Annotated in this window: 15 protein-coding genes; 7 read left to right on the top strand and 8 right to left on the bottom strand. The window is 51.8% G+C overall.

Annotated elements, in window-relative coordinates; all coding sequences use genetic code 11:
- Positions 1-223: 223 nt before the first annotated feature.
- Positions 224-1,129 (bottom strand): tyrosine-type recombinase/integrase, encoded by a 906-nt coding sequence (locus tag CRO74_RS19275; RefSeq protein WP_097127985.1) that lies wholly within the window; start codon positions 1,127-1,129, stop codon positions 224-226.
- Positions 1,130-1,411: 282 nt separating this feature from the next.
- Entirely contained in the window at positions 1,412-1,609 is a 198-nt protein-coding gene (gene rpsU, locus CRO74_RS19270; RefSeq protein WP_012924721.1) for a 30S ribosomal protein S21, read from the bottom strand.
- Positions 1,610-1,666: 57 nt separating this feature from the next.
- On the opposite strand from rpsU, the gene CRO74_RS19265 reads away from it, so the two are divergent.
- Positions 1,667-2,587: a Ppx/GppA phosphatase family protein gene (locus CRO74_RS19265; RefSeq protein WP_097127984.1), complete on the top strand. Its 921-nt coding sequence runs from the start codon at positions 1,667-1,669 to the stop codon at positions 2,585-2,587.
- Between the two features lie 76 nt (positions 2,588-2,663).
- On the opposite strand, the gene CRO74_RS19260 is transcribed toward CRO74_RS19265, so the two are convergent.
- A complete protein-coding gene (locus tag CRO74_RS19260; protein WP_097127982.1) occupies positions 2,664-4,082 on the bottom strand; it encodes a SusD/RagB family nutrient-binding outer membrane lipoprotein in 1,419 nt (472 codons plus the stop codon).
- A gap of 24 nt (positions 4,083-4,106) precedes the next feature.
- A complete protein-coding gene (locus CRO74_RS19255) occupies positions 4,107-7,226 on the bottom strand; it encodes a SusC/RagA family TonB-linked outer membrane protein (RefSeq protein ID WP_097127981.1) in 3,120 nt (1,039 codons plus the stop codon).
- A gap of 276 nt (positions 7,227-7,502) precedes the next feature.
- Between CRO74_RS19255 and CRO74_RS19250 the strand changes: the two genes are divergently transcribed.
- From CRO74_RS19250 to CRO74_RS19230, 5 genes are all read left to right on the top strand, one after another.
- The gene (locus tag CRO74_RS19250; RefSeq protein ID WP_097127979.1) at positions 7,503-8,507 is read left to right on the top strand and encodes a bile acid:sodium symporter family protein; all 1,005 of its coding nucleotides are present in this window, start codon (positions 7,503-7,505) and stop codon (positions 8,505-8,507) included.
- A gap of 99 nt (positions 8,508-8,606) precedes the next feature.
- The gene (locus tag CRO74_RS19245) at positions 8,607-9,050 is read left to right on the top strand and encodes a MarR family winged helix-turn-helix transcriptional regulator (protein WP_097127977.1); all 444 of its coding nucleotides are present in this window, start codon (positions 8,607-8,609) and stop codon (positions 9,048-9,050) included.
- Positions 9,051-9,183: 133 nt separating this feature from the next.
- Positions 9,184-9,648, top strand: a complete 465-nt coding sequence (locus CRO74_RS19240; protein WP_097127975.1) for a DinB family protein — start codon at positions 9,184-9,186, stop codon at positions 9,646-9,648.
- Between the two features lie 40 nt (positions 9,649-9,688).
- Positions 9,689-10,219, top strand: a complete 531-nt coding sequence (locus tag CRO74_RS19235; protein WP_097127974.1) for a DUF4442 domain-containing protein — start codon at positions 9,689-9,691, stop codon at positions 10,217-10,219.
- Positions 10,220-10,225: 6 nt separating this feature from the next.
- Positions 10,226-10,900 carry an alpha/beta hydrolase gene (locus tag CRO74_RS19230; protein WP_097127972.1) on the top strand — a complete coding sequence of 225 codons (675 nt, stop codon included), beginning with the start codon at positions 10,226-10,228 and terminating at the stop codon, positions 10,898-10,900.
- A gap of 169 nt (positions 10,901-11,069) precedes the next feature.
- Here CRO74_RS19230 and CRO74_RS19225 read toward each other — a convergent pair whose 3' ends face one another.
- The 4 genes from CRO74_RS19225 to CRO74_RS19210 form a co-directional block, all read right to left on the bottom strand.
- On the bottom strand, positions 11,070-12,050 hold the full coding sequence (locus CRO74_RS19225; RefSeq protein WP_218840228.1) for a S41 family peptidase: 981 nt from the start codon (positions 12,048-12,050) through the stop codon (positions 11,070-11,072).
- 34 nt (positions 12,051-12,084) lie between these two features.
- Entirely contained in the window at positions 12,085-12,693 is a 609-nt protein-coding gene (locus CRO74_RS19220; protein ID WP_097127970.1) for a hypothetical protein, read from the bottom strand.
- Between the two features lie 228 nt (positions 12,694-12,921).
- Entirely contained in the window at positions 12,922-13,740 is an 819-nt protein-coding gene (locus CRO74_RS19215) for an SDR family oxidoreductase (protein WP_097127968.1), read from the bottom strand.
- 60 nt (positions 13,741-13,800) lie between these two features.
- Entirely contained in the window at positions 13,801-14,553 is a 753-nt protein-coding gene (locus CRO74_RS19210) for an SDR family NAD(P)-dependent oxidoreductase (protein ID WP_097127966.1), read from the bottom strand.
- A gap of 219 nt (positions 14,554-14,772) precedes the next feature.
- Between CRO74_RS19210 and CRO74_RS19205 the strand changes: the two genes are divergently transcribed.
- Entirely contained in the window at positions 14,773-15,936 is a 1,164-nt protein-coding gene (locus tag CRO74_RS19205; protein WP_097127965.1) for a 3-dehydroquinate synthase, read from the top strand.
- Positions 15,937-15,976 lie beyond the last annotated feature (40 nt).

Genomic DNA, 15,976 nt, shown 5'->3' with positions numbered 1-15,976 from the left:
CAGCGACAACTCCCGTTGAGCTAGACAAAAATCAGCAATTACTCAACTAAGTAATCACAAAATTACCTATATCTCACTATGATATTTAATGTATATACTTGATTTAGTAAACTTTTTTTAAATAAACTATAAGTATTTATACCCTTTTACTAACAGCAAATTGACCAATTACTTAGAATGTACCCTAAGTAGCCGTGTTTATTAGCCGATGCAATACCGGACTTTACTTTTTTGCTTTTGGATGGGCCTGGTCGTACGTTTTCTTTAGCTGATCCAGGCTGGTATGCGTGTAGATCTGGGTAGCAGCCAAACTACTGTGTCCGAGTAAATCTTTAATGGCATTCAGATCAGCCCCCCGGTTGAGCAGATGGGTGGCGAATGTATGGCGCAGGACGTGCGGGCTTTTGGTACCCAGGGTGGTAACCAGCGTCAGGTGCCGTTTTACGATACGCTGAATAAGTACCGGATAGGCAGCAACTCCCTTATCGCTGACAATCAAGTTGACACCATCGGCCTGGCCGTGAAATTCCTTTTCTTTAAGGACAATGTATTGTTGAATCAGCTCGAACAGAGGCTGATTTAAGGGCACAATGCGGTGTTTATTGCGCTTGCCGAGGACGATGATCGTTTTCTCGTACAGATTGACGTCGGTGGTTTTCAGGCCGGTCAGCTCGCTCAGGCGAATACCGGTTCCGTAGAGAAGTTCCAGCACCAGCTTATCCCGAGCCCCTTCGAAGGTATCCGGAAACTCAATGTCATCGAGCAGCATCTCCATCGGCTTTTCTTCAACATATTGCGGCAGTCGCTTGCTGGCTTTCAGCGCTTGTATCTTCGACATGGGGTCGAAGTCAATTACTTTACGACGCAGCAGAAACCCGAAGAAATTACGGAGGGTGGCTATTTTCCGGTTCACGGATGATTTATCCATCCCGCTCTCGACTAAACTCACGATCCAGGAACGCACATGCCGGAAATCGGCCCGTTCGGGCTGGTCGATGTTGCATTCGGCGAGTAAAAAGGTGCAAAACTGCTCCAGATCATTGGTGTACGCCGTCAGGGTGTGATGGCTCAGGCGTTTTTCGTAACGAATGTGGGCGAGGAAGTCAGAACCGGGATTTGGTTGATTCATTTGATTCCAATGATTTTGGCCTACCAAATCTAGTCATCTTAATTAGATGAATCCAGTGAATATTAATCTGCCACGCAAATATCAAATGTATTAATCATGATAATCAGGCAAATCAAAAAAATCCCGCGGGGCCGCCCGTGCGGTCAAAATAAGAGCAGCAAACATCTCTGTCTGCTGCTCTTATGCGTGTCTTATCTGGCGATTCGGCACCGTTGACTGCGCAATCAACGATTCATCCACGACCAACTTCACACCACCAGCGAAACTGGTGACCGAACGATTCTATTGTTCGGTATGGTTGCCGTACATCCGCTCTTTGTAAGCGGCTTTGATAATTTCTGTGCGACGCTTTACCGACGGTTTTTGGAAAGCCGTCCGCGACCGCAACTGCCGCAACACACCCGTCTTCTCGAATTTCTTCTTGAAGCGTTTCAGGGCCTTGTCAATCGACTCGTTGTCTTTTACGTTAATGATAAGCATGTTCTAAATTTTCTGTTTTAGCTAAAACCGGACGGCAAAGGTAATAGTTTTGCATCTATGAAGCAAGCCATTATCGACTTAGGTACCAATACATTTCATCTCCTCATCGCCGAAAAAACCGATACGGGCTATACAACGCTGTTTCGTGAAAGTCGGCCCGCCAAAATCGGGCAAGCCGGTATCAACCAGGGAATCATCACCGAGGCCGGCATCGAACGGGCACTGGTCGTACTTTCCTATTTTCGACAGGTACTCGACCAACACGCCGTAGCGCCCGATCAGGTCATGGCCACGGGTACCAGCGCCATTCGCGTAGCCCGCAACCAGCAGGAATTCATCGACCGGGTCCGGGCTGCAACCGGCATTCCGATTCAGGTCATTTCGGGAGAGCAGGAAGCCGAATACATTTATAAAGGCGTTCGGGCCGCCGGGGCGCTGGACGAGACCACCGCCCTGGTAATGGACATTGGCGGGGGTAGTGTCGAGTTTATCCTGGGCAATCAATCGCGTATCTTCTGGAAACAGAGTTTCGAGATTGGCGGGCAGCGGCTCCGCGAGCGGTTCATGGCTACAGACCCTATCAGCCCCGGCAGCATCCGTCGGCTACACGATTATTTTCAGGAACAGTTATTGCCGCTGGCCAACGCCATTCACCAGTACGAGCCTGCTGTCCTCGTCGGCTCCTCGGGCTCGTTCGACACCCTGGTCGATATGTGGTTCATGCACGAACAGGGCCACCTGCCCGACCCGCAGCAAGCCGCGTTCACCTTACCCGTTTCCGAATTTTACCGCGCTTATGAGCTACTCATCACCCGCAACCATGAAGAACGTATGCAGCTTCCCGGCATGATCGAACTGCGCGTCGATATGATTGTGGTGGCCGTTTGCCTGATCGACTTTGTCCTGAAAACCTACGGAATTTCGCAGATACGCACCTCGACGTACTCGCTGAAGGAAGGAGTGCTGGCAACATTGTAGTGTCCGAGCCAGTGTAGTACCGAGCGTCGGCATTACAACGACGCTCGGTACTACACTGGCTCGGACACTACAACGACTACTTATCCCACCAGAGCGGTTCTGATAGCACGACCTCGGCGGGCACGTTGATCCCGTTTTTGGTCGTTTCGCCATTCGGGTAGGCTACCCGGCGGATGTACGTCGGCAGGGCGGCATTGACCGGCAGTTTGAATCCTTTGTACTGGTAGTTGTACCGGCGGGCATCGTTCCAGGCTTCGGGGTTCAGGTAGGTGGCTACATATTTTTCCTTGAAAATAAGGTCGCGGGTAAGGGCATCCGCACCCACGCTGACCACCGGGCTGGCGATGTAGGCATCCCGAGCCGCAGTTGCTACACTAAACTTGTCCATATTGGCCCGGATACCGGCCAGATAAGCGGCATAGGCGCGGGCCTTATCGCCAGTTGCCAGAGCCGCTTCGGCTTCCACGAATTTCATCTCCGCAAACGTCACAATCAACAACGGCGAGGCATCGCCGGTGAGGGGCGAGTTGAGCGAAATGTACGACTCGTCTTTAGTCGTGTTGTTGCCCCCTACATTGCCCTGTCCGTTTACCGTTCCCTTGTAATCGTTATTGACGGTCTTGTCCGTGATCTTCTCAATGCGCGGGTCAAAAACGCCGTAAGTCGTACCATTCAGCTGATTTACAAACTGGGTAGACAACCAGCCATCAAGTAGCAACGCGGCATTGTTACGCGCCACCTGCGCCCAGGGATTCCGGAGCAAAAAGGACGACATCTGGGCATCGTCGGCATTGGCCGTGTACGACTTTGCTGTCGCGTCGAGCACATCGGCGGGTTTATAAGTGCTTGTTTTAGAGACTTTGTTGAGCATACGAGCCTTGAGGGCATAGGCCGTTTTTGTCCAGGCTACCGTGCTGCCTTTGTGAATCAGGTCGTTGGCGGCACTTAACTTCACCTTCGAATCGGTTTTGGCCAGTTCCGTAGTGGCTTCGTTCAGCAGGTTGAGCGCCGTGGTGTACAGGGTTTCGGCCGTGTCGTACTTCGGCGTCAGGGTTGTTCCGGTAAACGCATCGGAGAAAGGCGCACTACCAAACGTATCGGCAATGAGCGTCAGGTGGTACGACAGCATCACGTCGGCCACGCCAACATAGTCCGAGGCCCCCTGTTCCTGTGCTTTCCGCTTCAGGTCGTACAGGTCGGCCATCCCGAAATAGACGGCATCCCAGGCACTGGTATAATCCGTGATCTGGTACGTATCCGTCGACCCACCAGCTCCCGGACTGGCCAGGTACTGCACAAAGTACGACGTAATGTTCCCCACCCGTTGCGAGTTCAGGGCCGTTTTCTGGGTCGTTGTTGATAGAAGCGAAGCCAGGGGCGGATTGTCGATGAGCGTTGGATTCTGGTTCAGTTCAAAATAATCTTTGCAACTGCTCAGGCCCCAAAGCAGAAGCAGGGCCAGGAGCGAGCGCATATAGTTCGGGTAAAATTTCATAGTCGTCTGAAAAGAAAGTGATACTTAAAAACCAACATTGAGCGTAAACAGGAAGCTCCTCACAGCCGGATAGGTGAAGCCGGTGAAGCCATCGACGTTACTGCCGCTGTTGGTCGAACTGGTTTCGGGATCATAGCCCGTGAATTTGGTCCACAGCCACACGTTATTGCCCGTTACCCCAAGGCGGGCGTTTTTCACAAACGATTTCTTCAGCAGCGTGGTGGGCAGACTGTACGACAGCCCCACTGACCGAAGCCGCACCCAGGAGCCATCTTCAATGAAGTTTTCCGAGGAGCCCCGGTGTACATTCCGGTAAAACCCATTGCCGTAATCGACACCGTCCGGCCCTTTACCCTGGCCCAGCCACACGGCTTTGGTGTTGGGGGTGCCATCGGCCAGAACGCCCTCGAACACTTTCGTGTCGTTGCGGTCTTCGGTGTATTTGGCGATGCCGAAAGCCGAGAAGAAGTTACCCAACTGGTTGTAGCGATACTGCCCAACGCGGGCATCGAACAGGGCCGTCAGGGAGAAGTCGCCGTACCGCAGGGTGTTGGTGATCCCGCCAATCCATTTGGGCTGCGAGTTACCCAGTAATTTCTGTGTCGTGTTGATAACCGGGAATCCGTTGGCACCAATCACCACCGGGCGGCTCCGGTCGAGTTCAACGGTTTCTTCGGTCGGGTTAGCGAAATACCGTTTGTAGCTTCGTCCGTAGAGGTTACCGTACGCATAGCCCGGCACCAGTTTCATGGTTACCGTTGAGTTGGCATAGCCCGACTGCGACGCATAGTTGATTTCGGTCAGCCCTTCGCGGATGCTCAGGATTTTGTTGCGGTTGGCCGAGAAGTTGAAGTTTACATCCCAGTTAAATTTGCCCGTCCGGACGGGGGTAGCGCGTAAAATCAATTCGATACCCCGGTTACGCATGGAGCCGGAGTTAATGGCCGCATTCACGTAGCCGGTGGACGACGTTACGTCGACCCGAATGATCTGGTCTTTACTGATCGAGTTGTAATACGTAAAATCCAGCCCGAAACGGTTGTTGAGGAAATTCATCTCCAGGCCACCTTCAAAGGTATCGGTGAACTCAGGCCGGAGCGTAGGGTCGCCGAGCAGTGACCCCCGCGTGAAGCCCGTTGTGCCGGAGGGCAGTTGGGTGTACGACGAATAGCCCGTAACGGTCGAATAAGGAGACGCATCTTTACCGATTTTGGCGTACGACGCCCTCAATTTCCCCAGGCTGATGAACTGAGGTAACTGAAACTGCTGCGAGAACAGATAACCAAGGCTCACCGACGGGTAAAAGAAGGAGTTGTTGGGGGCCATGAGCGAAGATGTAATGTCATTCCGGCCCGTCAGGGTCAGAAACAGGTAATCTTTATAGTCCATCGTCAACTCCCCGAAAATACCCATCAGGCGGTAGTCTTCGGCGCTTTGCGTAGGCACGATCGTTTTGGCATTGCGCAGATCGAAGTAGTTGTAAACAGTTAACTCCGTACCCTCTGCCCCGAACCCGCGAATCCGGCGGTCGTATAAGTCGTGACCCACGCGCAGGGTTGCGTTGATGTCCGAACCCAATTTGGTATTGGCGCTGGCCGCAAACGTCGAAGTAATCGCGCGAAAGCTGGTGTTATACTGGTACACGAACCCAAGGCCATTGTCTTCAAAAATACGTTCGTTGGCAATACCCGCCGGACCGGGCGCGGTCCGTTTGCGGTCTTCGGAATACGTATCCAGACCAGCGCGGTAGTTCAGCGTCAGCCACGACAGGGGGTTGTAGGTAAAGTTCAACCCGCCCACCAGCCGGTTCACATTGTCCCGCAGTTTGTTGGTCATGGCCCCGTAAATAGGGTTGCCATTTCCGTACGTCTTGTACGAACCATCGGCGTTGAGGTAATCCCGAACGTCGTAGCGGGGCGACCAGTAGCTGAGACTTTCGTTGTAGCGGTCGGCATTGTAGCGGTCGCCCCCCGAGTTAATAAAATTCAGGTTGGCGCTGGTGCTGAACTTGTCGCTGAACTTCACATTGGTGTTCAGGCGAACCGACAGTTTGTTGTAATTGGTGAACGGGATAACGCCGTCCTGCGTCACATGCCCGATGGACGACAGGTAGGTGATCTTGTCGTTACCGCCCGAAAAAGACAGGTTGTTCTGAAACTGCTTTCCGGTATAAAACGCATCGCGGAAGTGATTGTACAGCTTCTGCGGGTGCGTCGGGTCGATTTTAATGGCTTCTGCCACGGTTGGTCCCCAGGAGGGGAAAAAGTCCTGCGGGTTATACACGCCCGAGTAGCCGATGGTGTATTTGTCCTGCACCTCGGGGTATTTGTTCACATTCTCGAACCCATACGTACCGCTGTAATTGGCCCGTAATGCCCCGGCCTTGCCGGATTTGGTGGTGATAACGACCACGCCATTGGCACCCCGCAACCCATACAACGCCGTAGCTGCCCCACCTTTCAGGATATTGATGGTTTCTACATCGTCGGGGTTGATATCGGCCGCCCGGTTCGACAAACCCCGAAACTCCGCCCCCGAATTACTCGTTCCGGTCGAGGTACTATTGTCGAACAGAACCCCGTCGACAACGAACAGCGGTTGGTTATCGCGGCTGGCGTCGATGGAGTTGATCCCCCGAATGAGAATCCGGGCGCCCTGCCCCGGTGCCCCGCCGGTGCTGGAAATGGTGACCCCGGCCACTTTCCCCTGTAGGGCGTTGACCAGATTGGTCTGGCGGTTCTGTACGATCTGCTCAGCGTTGACACTCTGGGTAGCATAGCCCAGGGCTTTTTTGTCGCGGCTGATGCCCAGGGCCGTCACCACCACTTCGTTGAGCATTTTGTTGTCCGCCTTCAGCGCCACGCTGATGCTGGTTCGGCTCCCTACAGGCACCTCCTGACTTTCGTAACCGATGTAGCTGAACACCAGGATTGAGTTTCCGGGAGTGGCCCGGATGCTGTACTGCCCATTTTCGTTGGTCAGCGTGCCAACCGTTGTGCCCTTCACAGACACGTTCACTCCCGGCAGCGCGGTGCCTTCTCCATCGGTTGTAACGGTACCGCTTATTTCGATCTGTTGCGCCATCGCGAGCGACGAACAGAGCAAGAAGGTTAGCACCAAACACATTCGTACCAGTTTTTCCATAGTTGAGTAAGTAGTAAAGCCTCATTAAAAAAAGACAAAGGACAAAGTTATCATTTACTTAAAATTTCGCAAAGAACACCATCAAGCAAATTTTATTTGCCTAATCACTATTTAAGTTACTTACAAGGGTAGTATCTCAGATTCAGCGGATAGACAGGTGTTTTTCTCGGGTCTTAAGTATGAGCGGCTGAAACGGGTAAGTTTAGCCGACGGATTGCTTTCTACCTCTACACATGTTCTCTGTGTCATTCTCCGTTTACTAGTCTTCCTTAGAAAATGAAAGCTGAAACCAATGACCGCTCGTCATACAGCAATTTGATTTATACGGCCCTGATCATTGTGGCGGTAACCACAGCACTGATCTTTCCGGGGCCTTTCACCAGTGTCGGTGATTTCCCGCTGAAAAAACTGATTGTTCCCCTCCTGCAAATCATCATGCTGGGCATGGGTACCACCATGTCGATCAAGGATTTCGAGGGCGTCATCAAGCAGCCAAAGGCAGTGTTTATTGGCGTAACCTGCCATTTTCTGATCATGCCCCTGCTGGGTTACACGCTGGCCAATGTGTTCAGTTTTCCGCCCGAGATAGCGGCTGGTGTTGTGCTGATCGGTTGTTCGCCCAGCGGATTGGCTTCCAACGTCATGTGTTTTATTGCGAAGGCCAACGTTCCTCTGTCTATTACCGTAACGACGCTGTCTACCCTTCTGGCCCCGTTTCTGATGCCCGCGCTGATGACCCTGCTGGCGGGACAGTTCATTGAAATTTCTTTCTGGAAAATGATGATCGAGATTATGCAGATCGTCATTTTGCCCGTGCTGGTCGGCCTGGCGCTGAACCGGATTTTCCATAAATCGGCTGTTATGCTCAACCGGGTGATGCCGCTTATTTCGATGGGTGGCATTGTTCTGATTGTTGCCATCATCACAGCCGCCGGTCGCGATAGTCTGCTAACAGTAGGCTGGACACTGGCTCTATGCGTATTGATCCACAACCTGACGGGCTTTACATTAGGCTACTGGAGCGCCCGCTTGTTTGGCCTTGACGAGCAGAGTTCCCGCACCGTGGCCATTGAAGTAGGCTTACAGAATGGTGGATTAGCGTCGGGAATTGCGGTACAAATGGGTAAAGTAGCCACGGTAGGCCTCGCTCCTGCCCTCTTCGGCCCCATCATGAACACGACCGGCTCACTACTGGCCACTTTCTGGAGCCAGAACCCGCCTAAAGATGTGGCACTGAGCAAGACGGCTTCCGTTCAGTCAGTGTCGTCGCAGGATGTTTAATACATATTACGGGATCAGTAAATAGCTCACATAAATCAGGTGAGTTATTTATTTAGGCACACAAGTTGCATATACAACTTCGACTTGTATATTTACCCCATGAATCCAGAACAACCCCCTCAGCCCGATAAAAGCCCTGATAGTTACTGCATTGCGGGTCGGTTACGGATGCTGGCGCGGGTCGTGACGGGGCGGTATAACGAGGCTTTCGCGGCCGAAGGAGTCACCTTTGCCCAGGCAGGTCTGCTGATGCACATGTTCGCCCAGCCGGGCATTCGGCAGGCCGAGCTATCGAAACGATTACAGATTGAAAAATCGGCGATGAGCCGGGATGTACAGCTCCTCCAAAAGAACGGCTGGCTGACGGATAACCTCCGTAACGGGCTTTATCTGACGGAAGAGGGAAGGCTCCTGGCCAAACGATGCCATAAAATCTGGAAAGCCCTCAACGAACAGGTACGCACGGATCTGGGTACCGATGCTGTCGACGGCCTGCGTGTTTTTTCTGACCATGTATTCACTAAACTTTTACCAAATCAATAGAACACAGTAGTGCCGCTTCGGCGGCCCGGCGACCGTCTCGGTCGGGTAGATAACACTTATCATACGCCCGACCGGGACGGTTCGACGCATCGACGGGCGGCACTACACTTACTACACCCACTACAATACACCCATGACAACACAACTCCTTTCCCAGCTTTGGCAGTTCAATCAGGCATCGGCGGCTGGTCCCGTTCGTAAACTAACGCCCGACAACTACCGCTACCGCCTAACACCCGAAACAGCGTCGGCCGGATTTATCGCCCTCCATACCGCCGAAGTCATGCACCGATTTGCGTTCATGCTCTTTGGTCGGGAAGTAACCATTCCCTTACAGGCTGTGGGCGGTGTTTCGGACGATGGTCGAGTGCTCGATCTGACAGCCGTTCTACAGCTATACGACGATAGTTTCGCCATGATTGCCGAACAGATTCAGCAAACGAGCGATGAACAATGGGCCGAAATGGTACCATCGCCCTTTGGTGAAGTTTCGCGTATGCAGCTGCTTACGTTCCTGATGCACCACAATTCTTACCATGCCGGACAGATAGCACAGGCCACCAAAAAAGGCCAGCAGTTTGTCACAACAGGCTACTAATTAGCTTGTTTTCAACGCGTTCACTTTACGCTCACCACTTATGAAACCTGCTTTTCTGCAAACCAGCCGGACCGAGTCGTTCAACATGTGGCGTTTTCGTCAGTTGATGAACTGGTACCCAATGTATTTTGGCACAGGAGGAAAGATTCTATTCTGGTCGGGCGATTCGCGGGAGGTTCATCTGCGGTTACGCCGAAACGTGTGGACCTATAACTACGTCGGTACCATTTTCGGCGGCAGTATGTTCGCTGCCGCCGACCCGTTTTACATGCTCATGCTGTTGCGCATTTTAGGGAAGCAATACGTGGTTTGGGATAAAACGGGCAGCATCCGGTTTCGAAAGCCGGGCCGCCAGACACTCTACGCCCGCTTCGAAATTACCGATGAACAGCTCGACACGATTCGGCAGGCGGTAGCGGAGAACGGACAAACAGAGCAGACGTTTACGCTGGACTGGGTGGATGCCGATGGCGTCGTTCACGCCCAGATCGAGCGCCTTTGTTACATTGCCGATAAACAGCATTACGAACAGCGGAAGAACGACCGCCAGCAATCACGATTTCACCGATAAGCCGCTATGCTTCAGGAACACCACTTGCCCGTCCGGCGAACCGCCCGGTATTACACCCTGGGAACCCTCACCGACCAGACTAAAAACATCTGGTTCTGTTTGCACGGATTCGGGCAACTGGCGCAGTATTTCAGTCGGAAGTTCAGCGACCTGGACGACGGGCAAACCTTGATCGTGGTGCCGGAGGGACTCTCCCGCATGTATCTGGATACCAGCTACCAGCGCATTGGCGCTTCGTGGATGAGCCGCGAAGACCGCGACCATGAAGTCAGCGATTATGTGACCTACCTGAACTCTCTCTACGACCTAATTCTGGAGGGCCGTGAACCCAACCAGGCGGCTTTACAAATTACCCTCTTCGGTTTTTCGCAGGGAGCCGCTACCGCCTGTCGATGGCTGAACAACGGGCACGTTCACGCGGACCGACTCATTATGTGGGCGGGTTATTTTCCTAACGGCCTTGCGGAGCTAATGGATACTTCAGGATTTGGCTCAACCGAAATGCACTACGTCTACGGTCGGCAGGACGAATATATTCAGGAAATTACCGATATCGACGGCTACCTCGGTCGGTTGAAAACCGACGCCCCAACGCTGCAAATCACCGCTTTCGACGGTACACACCGGGTGGAGTCGGAGGTGTTGATGGCTTTAGTGGCCAGTACGAAACAGGCGACCTAACTTTTGAAAAAAGATCAGTTTTTTCTTTACAGTTGCATTACCCACATAAACGACTTCGCCCAGCATTTACATATAGGGTGCCGGGACAGCAAGTTGAAGCGGTTTAGGCGTTATGGAGCGACCTTTATCAATAAGTTACCATTAATGTATAAAAAACGATAAGCTATGCTTATTGTAGTAACCACGCGATGGCGTTATCGACGGCGGTAGATGGATAAGCTACTTCGTCTGGCTGAACCTGGTTGCCATACAACTTTTTAGTCCGATCGGCTAACGTAGATTTTGTTAAATTCAGAATGCCCCCGTCACTAAGAACTGTCATCCAATTAGCCGTAGAAAGGCCACAGGTGGGTGTACCAAAACTTCGGGTATTGAGACGGGTTTTAAATGAGATAGCCATCACTTCCCCTGAGCTGACGGTGACTGTATTTGTCAACACAGCAACTTTCGGATTCACTCGGCGCAGGGTATAGGGGTCGTCTACGCTAACCATTTCTTTCTGATCCATCATGGCTATTCCTTTTTGGTATGACCAGGAGGTAGTCATTCCATCCGGGTCAATAAAATATCCGGCTATGCCATCACCCAGAATTGGCCCAACCCCCGCCAGCATAGGCCACATATTGCCGCCCGTATTACCCCGAAGGTCAACAATCCAACCCCGAATGGAATCCGAATCAGCCTGTCTGATGGCAGTTTGAATGGATTTGGCAAAATTGGTTGCCTCTGTCCCACTACCAGAAAAGCCGGTAATTTTTACATACCCAATTTTAGAAGTAGCCGGAACATCCGTTGGTCTCCCATCCGTGCAGTTTATCGATCGCACTCCAATAAGCAGGGTTCCTGTAGAAGTCATATACGAGCTATGATTGTCTCCCAACAAGGTTAAGGCAAGTTGGATTGCCGGGTATGTATCGGCAATCGACTGACTTCCAGCCAGTTTATCATTTACCTTCTGCTTAAAAACAGACCAGTCAATGGTTTTCCGATTGATAGAATACTTCTGCATCTCACCGACAATTCTATCTACATATGCCTGCGCCGTTGCCGATGTAGCCGCCGGGTCCTGATCTTTCTGGCAGGAAGCCAGACAACCAAAACAGAAGAAGACAAACAGATAATAACTATTGGTTTTGGTAGTGCCCATCATTGTTCCAGCAGGGTTATCAGGTTGATTATTCTCGTTAGTTTATACTAAGCGACACATCATCAAAATAAACAGTACCGGTAGTTTTGTGCAGGTAAGCCAGCAGTACATACATGCTGGTGGCTTTAGCCGGAAACGAATCAAAGGTTAGGGCGTACTCTTTAAAGTCATTCGTACCCGTAATGGCTATTTTACCTTCAGTTGATGTATAAAACGCAGATGCATACCTACCACTGGCACCTTCATTCCCTCCCATTGCCAGCGATATTCCATTACCCTGCACATTGACCACCTTAATTTTAGCTCTCAGGGTTAGTTTGGCACCCGCCGGAATAGGCTTATTGGATGTATAAATAATCTGCTGTAGATACTGGTAGGTTGTGTCATTCTTCACCGCATCGCAACTAACTTTAATGGAATGGGTTGGCGAGGAAGCAGCCTCGGTTGAGTATTCGATGGTGTATTTGTTGGGACTAGTTGTCGATACCCTGCCTAAATAAGAGCCCCAGTCGGCATAGGGAGCCGCTTCCATATCCCCATTGGTGACGATGTTAGCGACTGTCTGAGGTTGAGTATCTTCTTTTTTGCAGGCATAAGCGAACAAAGAGCAGACGAACAAAACGAGTAAATAATAATGATTTTTCATGGCAGTGGTTTAGAATACCTTATGCGAGGCAATGTATATATCCCTATCAATAATCTAAAAAATATTTTATTAAACCTAGATTATATCATACCATGCCATAGAAATTAAACGGTAGCTACACTTTAATTCTGAATCACTGATTGACGGCTCCCTAAACGACAAAATCCGGGGAGCAAAGTCATCTGCTGCACGACTTTGCTCCCCGGATTTTCAGGACATTCTAATCAATTACTCCCCCAGACCAAACCGCTGGTTGATCATCGTAAAGAAATCTTCGTTGCTCATGCTTTTCCAGGCACCGTAGGTAGCCTGCGCGTCCTGTCCGGCTACGTAGCGAATCTGGTTGGTATCGTCGGTGGCGGCCTGGTAGATCACCTCGGCGATCTGCTCAGCGGTCGAGTAATTGGCCGAATTCTTGCCAAATGCCGCAAATATTTTCTCCAGACCGGCGTCGTACACGCTTGGGCCGTCTACTGTCCGTTTCAGCGAACGGGTGGCAAAGTCGGTGATGACCCCGCCCGGTGCCACGATCTTCACCCGAATACCAAAGGGCCGCAGCTCGTAATTCAGCGATTCAGACAGGCCATCCAACCCGAATTTGGTGGCGTGGTAGATGGAGTTGAACGGCAGGCCAACCAGTCCGCCAATCGACGTGACGTTGATGATGGTACCGCCCCCCGCTTCCCGGAAATTGGGCAGCAATGCCTTGATCGTCCGCATTACCCCGAACACATTGGTATTGAACTGGTCCATGATCTTCTCTTCAGAAGCCGTTTCCAGCGGGCCAGCCAGACCATAGCCCGCATTATTTAACAAAACGTCGATCTGTTTCCAGTCGGCCAGTGCCTGCTGCACCGCCTGGCTAACGCTCTCGGGCTGCGTAACATCCAGCGCATACACCTTAATGGACGGATACTGCGCCAGTTCGGTATCATCTTGCGAATTACGCATGGTCGCGGCAACGTTCCAGCCGTGTCTGGCAAAAAGGATAGCGGTAGCCTTCCCGATGCCTGATGATGCGCCTGTTATAAAAATAGTCTTTGCCATATAGTAGAGCCGTTTCAAACCTATACGGTTTTTGAACCCTTATAGGTTTGAAAAAACTGTTTACTTCCGGTGAATCGTGGTAGCGGCTGCCTGAGCGGACGCCAGGATGGTCATATCGGCGATGGTGACGTTGGCCGGGGCTGTTACAGCGTACACAATCGTATCGGCAATATCGTCGGCGGTGAGGGGTGCAAAGCCTTCGTACACTTTAGCCGCCCGTTCGGCATCGCCTTTAAAGCGAACGACTGAAAACTCCGTTTCAACGGCACCGGGCGCAATATTTGTGACTTTGATGCCATGCTGGGTCAGGTCCAGCCGCATGCCCGTGCTGATGGCTTCAACGGCGGCCTTGCTGGCGCAGTAAACGGCACCATTGGCGTAGGTCTGCTTGCCCGCTATGGAACTCAGGTTGACAATATGACCGCGCTGGCGTTCCACCATGCCCGGCGTCACGGCCTTCGACACATACAGTAACCCCTGCACATTACCGTCGATCATCAGATCCCAGTCGGCAACGTCGCCATCCTGAATCGGCGACATACCAAAGGCATTTCCGGCATTGTTCACCAGAATATCAATGGCTTTCCACTCATCGGGCAGGCTGCTAATGGCGTCGCTAACTTCGGTCCAGTCGCGCACATCGAAGCTAAGGGTGATTACAGACGTCTGGGTGCCGAGTTGTTCCTCCAACTCGGCCAGACGGTCCTGCCGACGACCGCAAAGAATGAGACGGTATTCCAGATCGGCAAATGCATTGGCCGTGGCGCGGCCAATGCCAGAGGTTGCGCCGGTAATGAGAGCAATACGAGACATATGAAAGCTGTAAAAAGATGATTCCGCAAAGATAAACGGGTGCAGAAGGTTTTGCGGCTACAAGGTGTAATTCTGTAACCGCAAAAGGTCAACAATCTACTAAATCAGCCGAATTAACCAAACTCATCCAATCTCCTGATAAATGAATATAAAGTGCGGGACTTTTTTAGACAATGCTGGTGTTTTTTGGGTAATTTTGAGTTTTTACATCATAATGAGATGAGTCATTTGCAGCAGTCTTTCACGGTTAAATTCGTTTACAACGTCTTTTTTACCGGAAAACTTTTTGAGAGTACAAATTCATTACTCACCGACTTTTTTACGCAACAAGCCACCGGTGACACAAAGAAAAAACTCTTGTTCGTCGTTGATTCAGGCGTCATCGACTCGCATCCTGATTTGTCCGTACAGATCAAATCCTACTTTTCCCAACATATCGATCTTGTCGAGCTTATCCCTGACTTACTGATAATTCCGGGGGGAGAAGCCGCAAAAAATGATCCTGACCTGGTCGAAAAAATCGTTGAAGCGGTTGATACGTACGGCATTGACCGCCACTCGTATGTAGCGGCTATTGGGGGCGGCTCTGTTCTCGATTTAGTAGGCTACGCTGCGGCCATCTCGCACCGGGGTATTCGCCATATTCGTATTCCAACCACCGTTCTTTCACAGAACGATTCGGGCGTGGGCGTGAAGAACGGCGTTAATTACAAAGCCAAAAAGAACTTCCTCGGCACGTTTGTGCCACCCGTCGCGGTCTTTAACGACAGCGAATTTCTGTATACTCTCGATGACCGCGACTGGCGGGCCGGTATTTCCGAAGCCATTAAAGTAGCGCTCATTAAAGACAAGGCATTTTTCGAGTGGATCGAAGCAAACGCCGAAGCCCTGGCGGCCCGCGATATGACGGCCATGAGCTACCTCATTCACCGCTGCGCCGACATGCACCTGCAACACATTGCCGGGGGCGATCCGTTTGAAATGGGCTCGTCGAGACCTCTGGATTTCGGGCACTGGAGCGCCCACAAACTGGAGCAGCTTACCAACTTCGAGCTGCGTCACGGCGAAGCCGTTGCCATTGGCATTGCGCTGGACAGCCTGTATTCACAACAACTCGGCTGGCTCACGGAAGCCGACACGAACCGTATTCTGGCTACGCTCCGCACCCTTGGCTTCTCCCTCTACCAGCCCATGCTCGACGCCGACAACAGCGCGGGCGTCCTGAAAGGGCTGTCGGAGTTCCGGGAGCATCTGGGCGGTCAGCTGACCATCATGCTGCTCAAGGGCCTTGGTGTTGGCGTTGAAGTGCACGAAATGGATGCCGACCGGATTCGGCGGGCTATTGCCACCCTGCGCGAACACGAATTATCAACCACAGTTTAGTTTTATCGTTGACCGGGAGCGGCCTGTTTTGAAAACGGGC

This window comes from Spirosoma fluviale (assembly GCF_900230225.1).
Classification (GTDB): domain Bacteria; phylum Bacteroidota; class Bacteroidia; order Cytophagales; family Spirosomataceae; genus Spirosoma; species Spirosoma fluviale.
The sequence above is the reverse complement of the archived record's forward strand: the minus strand, read 5'-3'. Positions and strand labels throughout refer to the sequence as shown.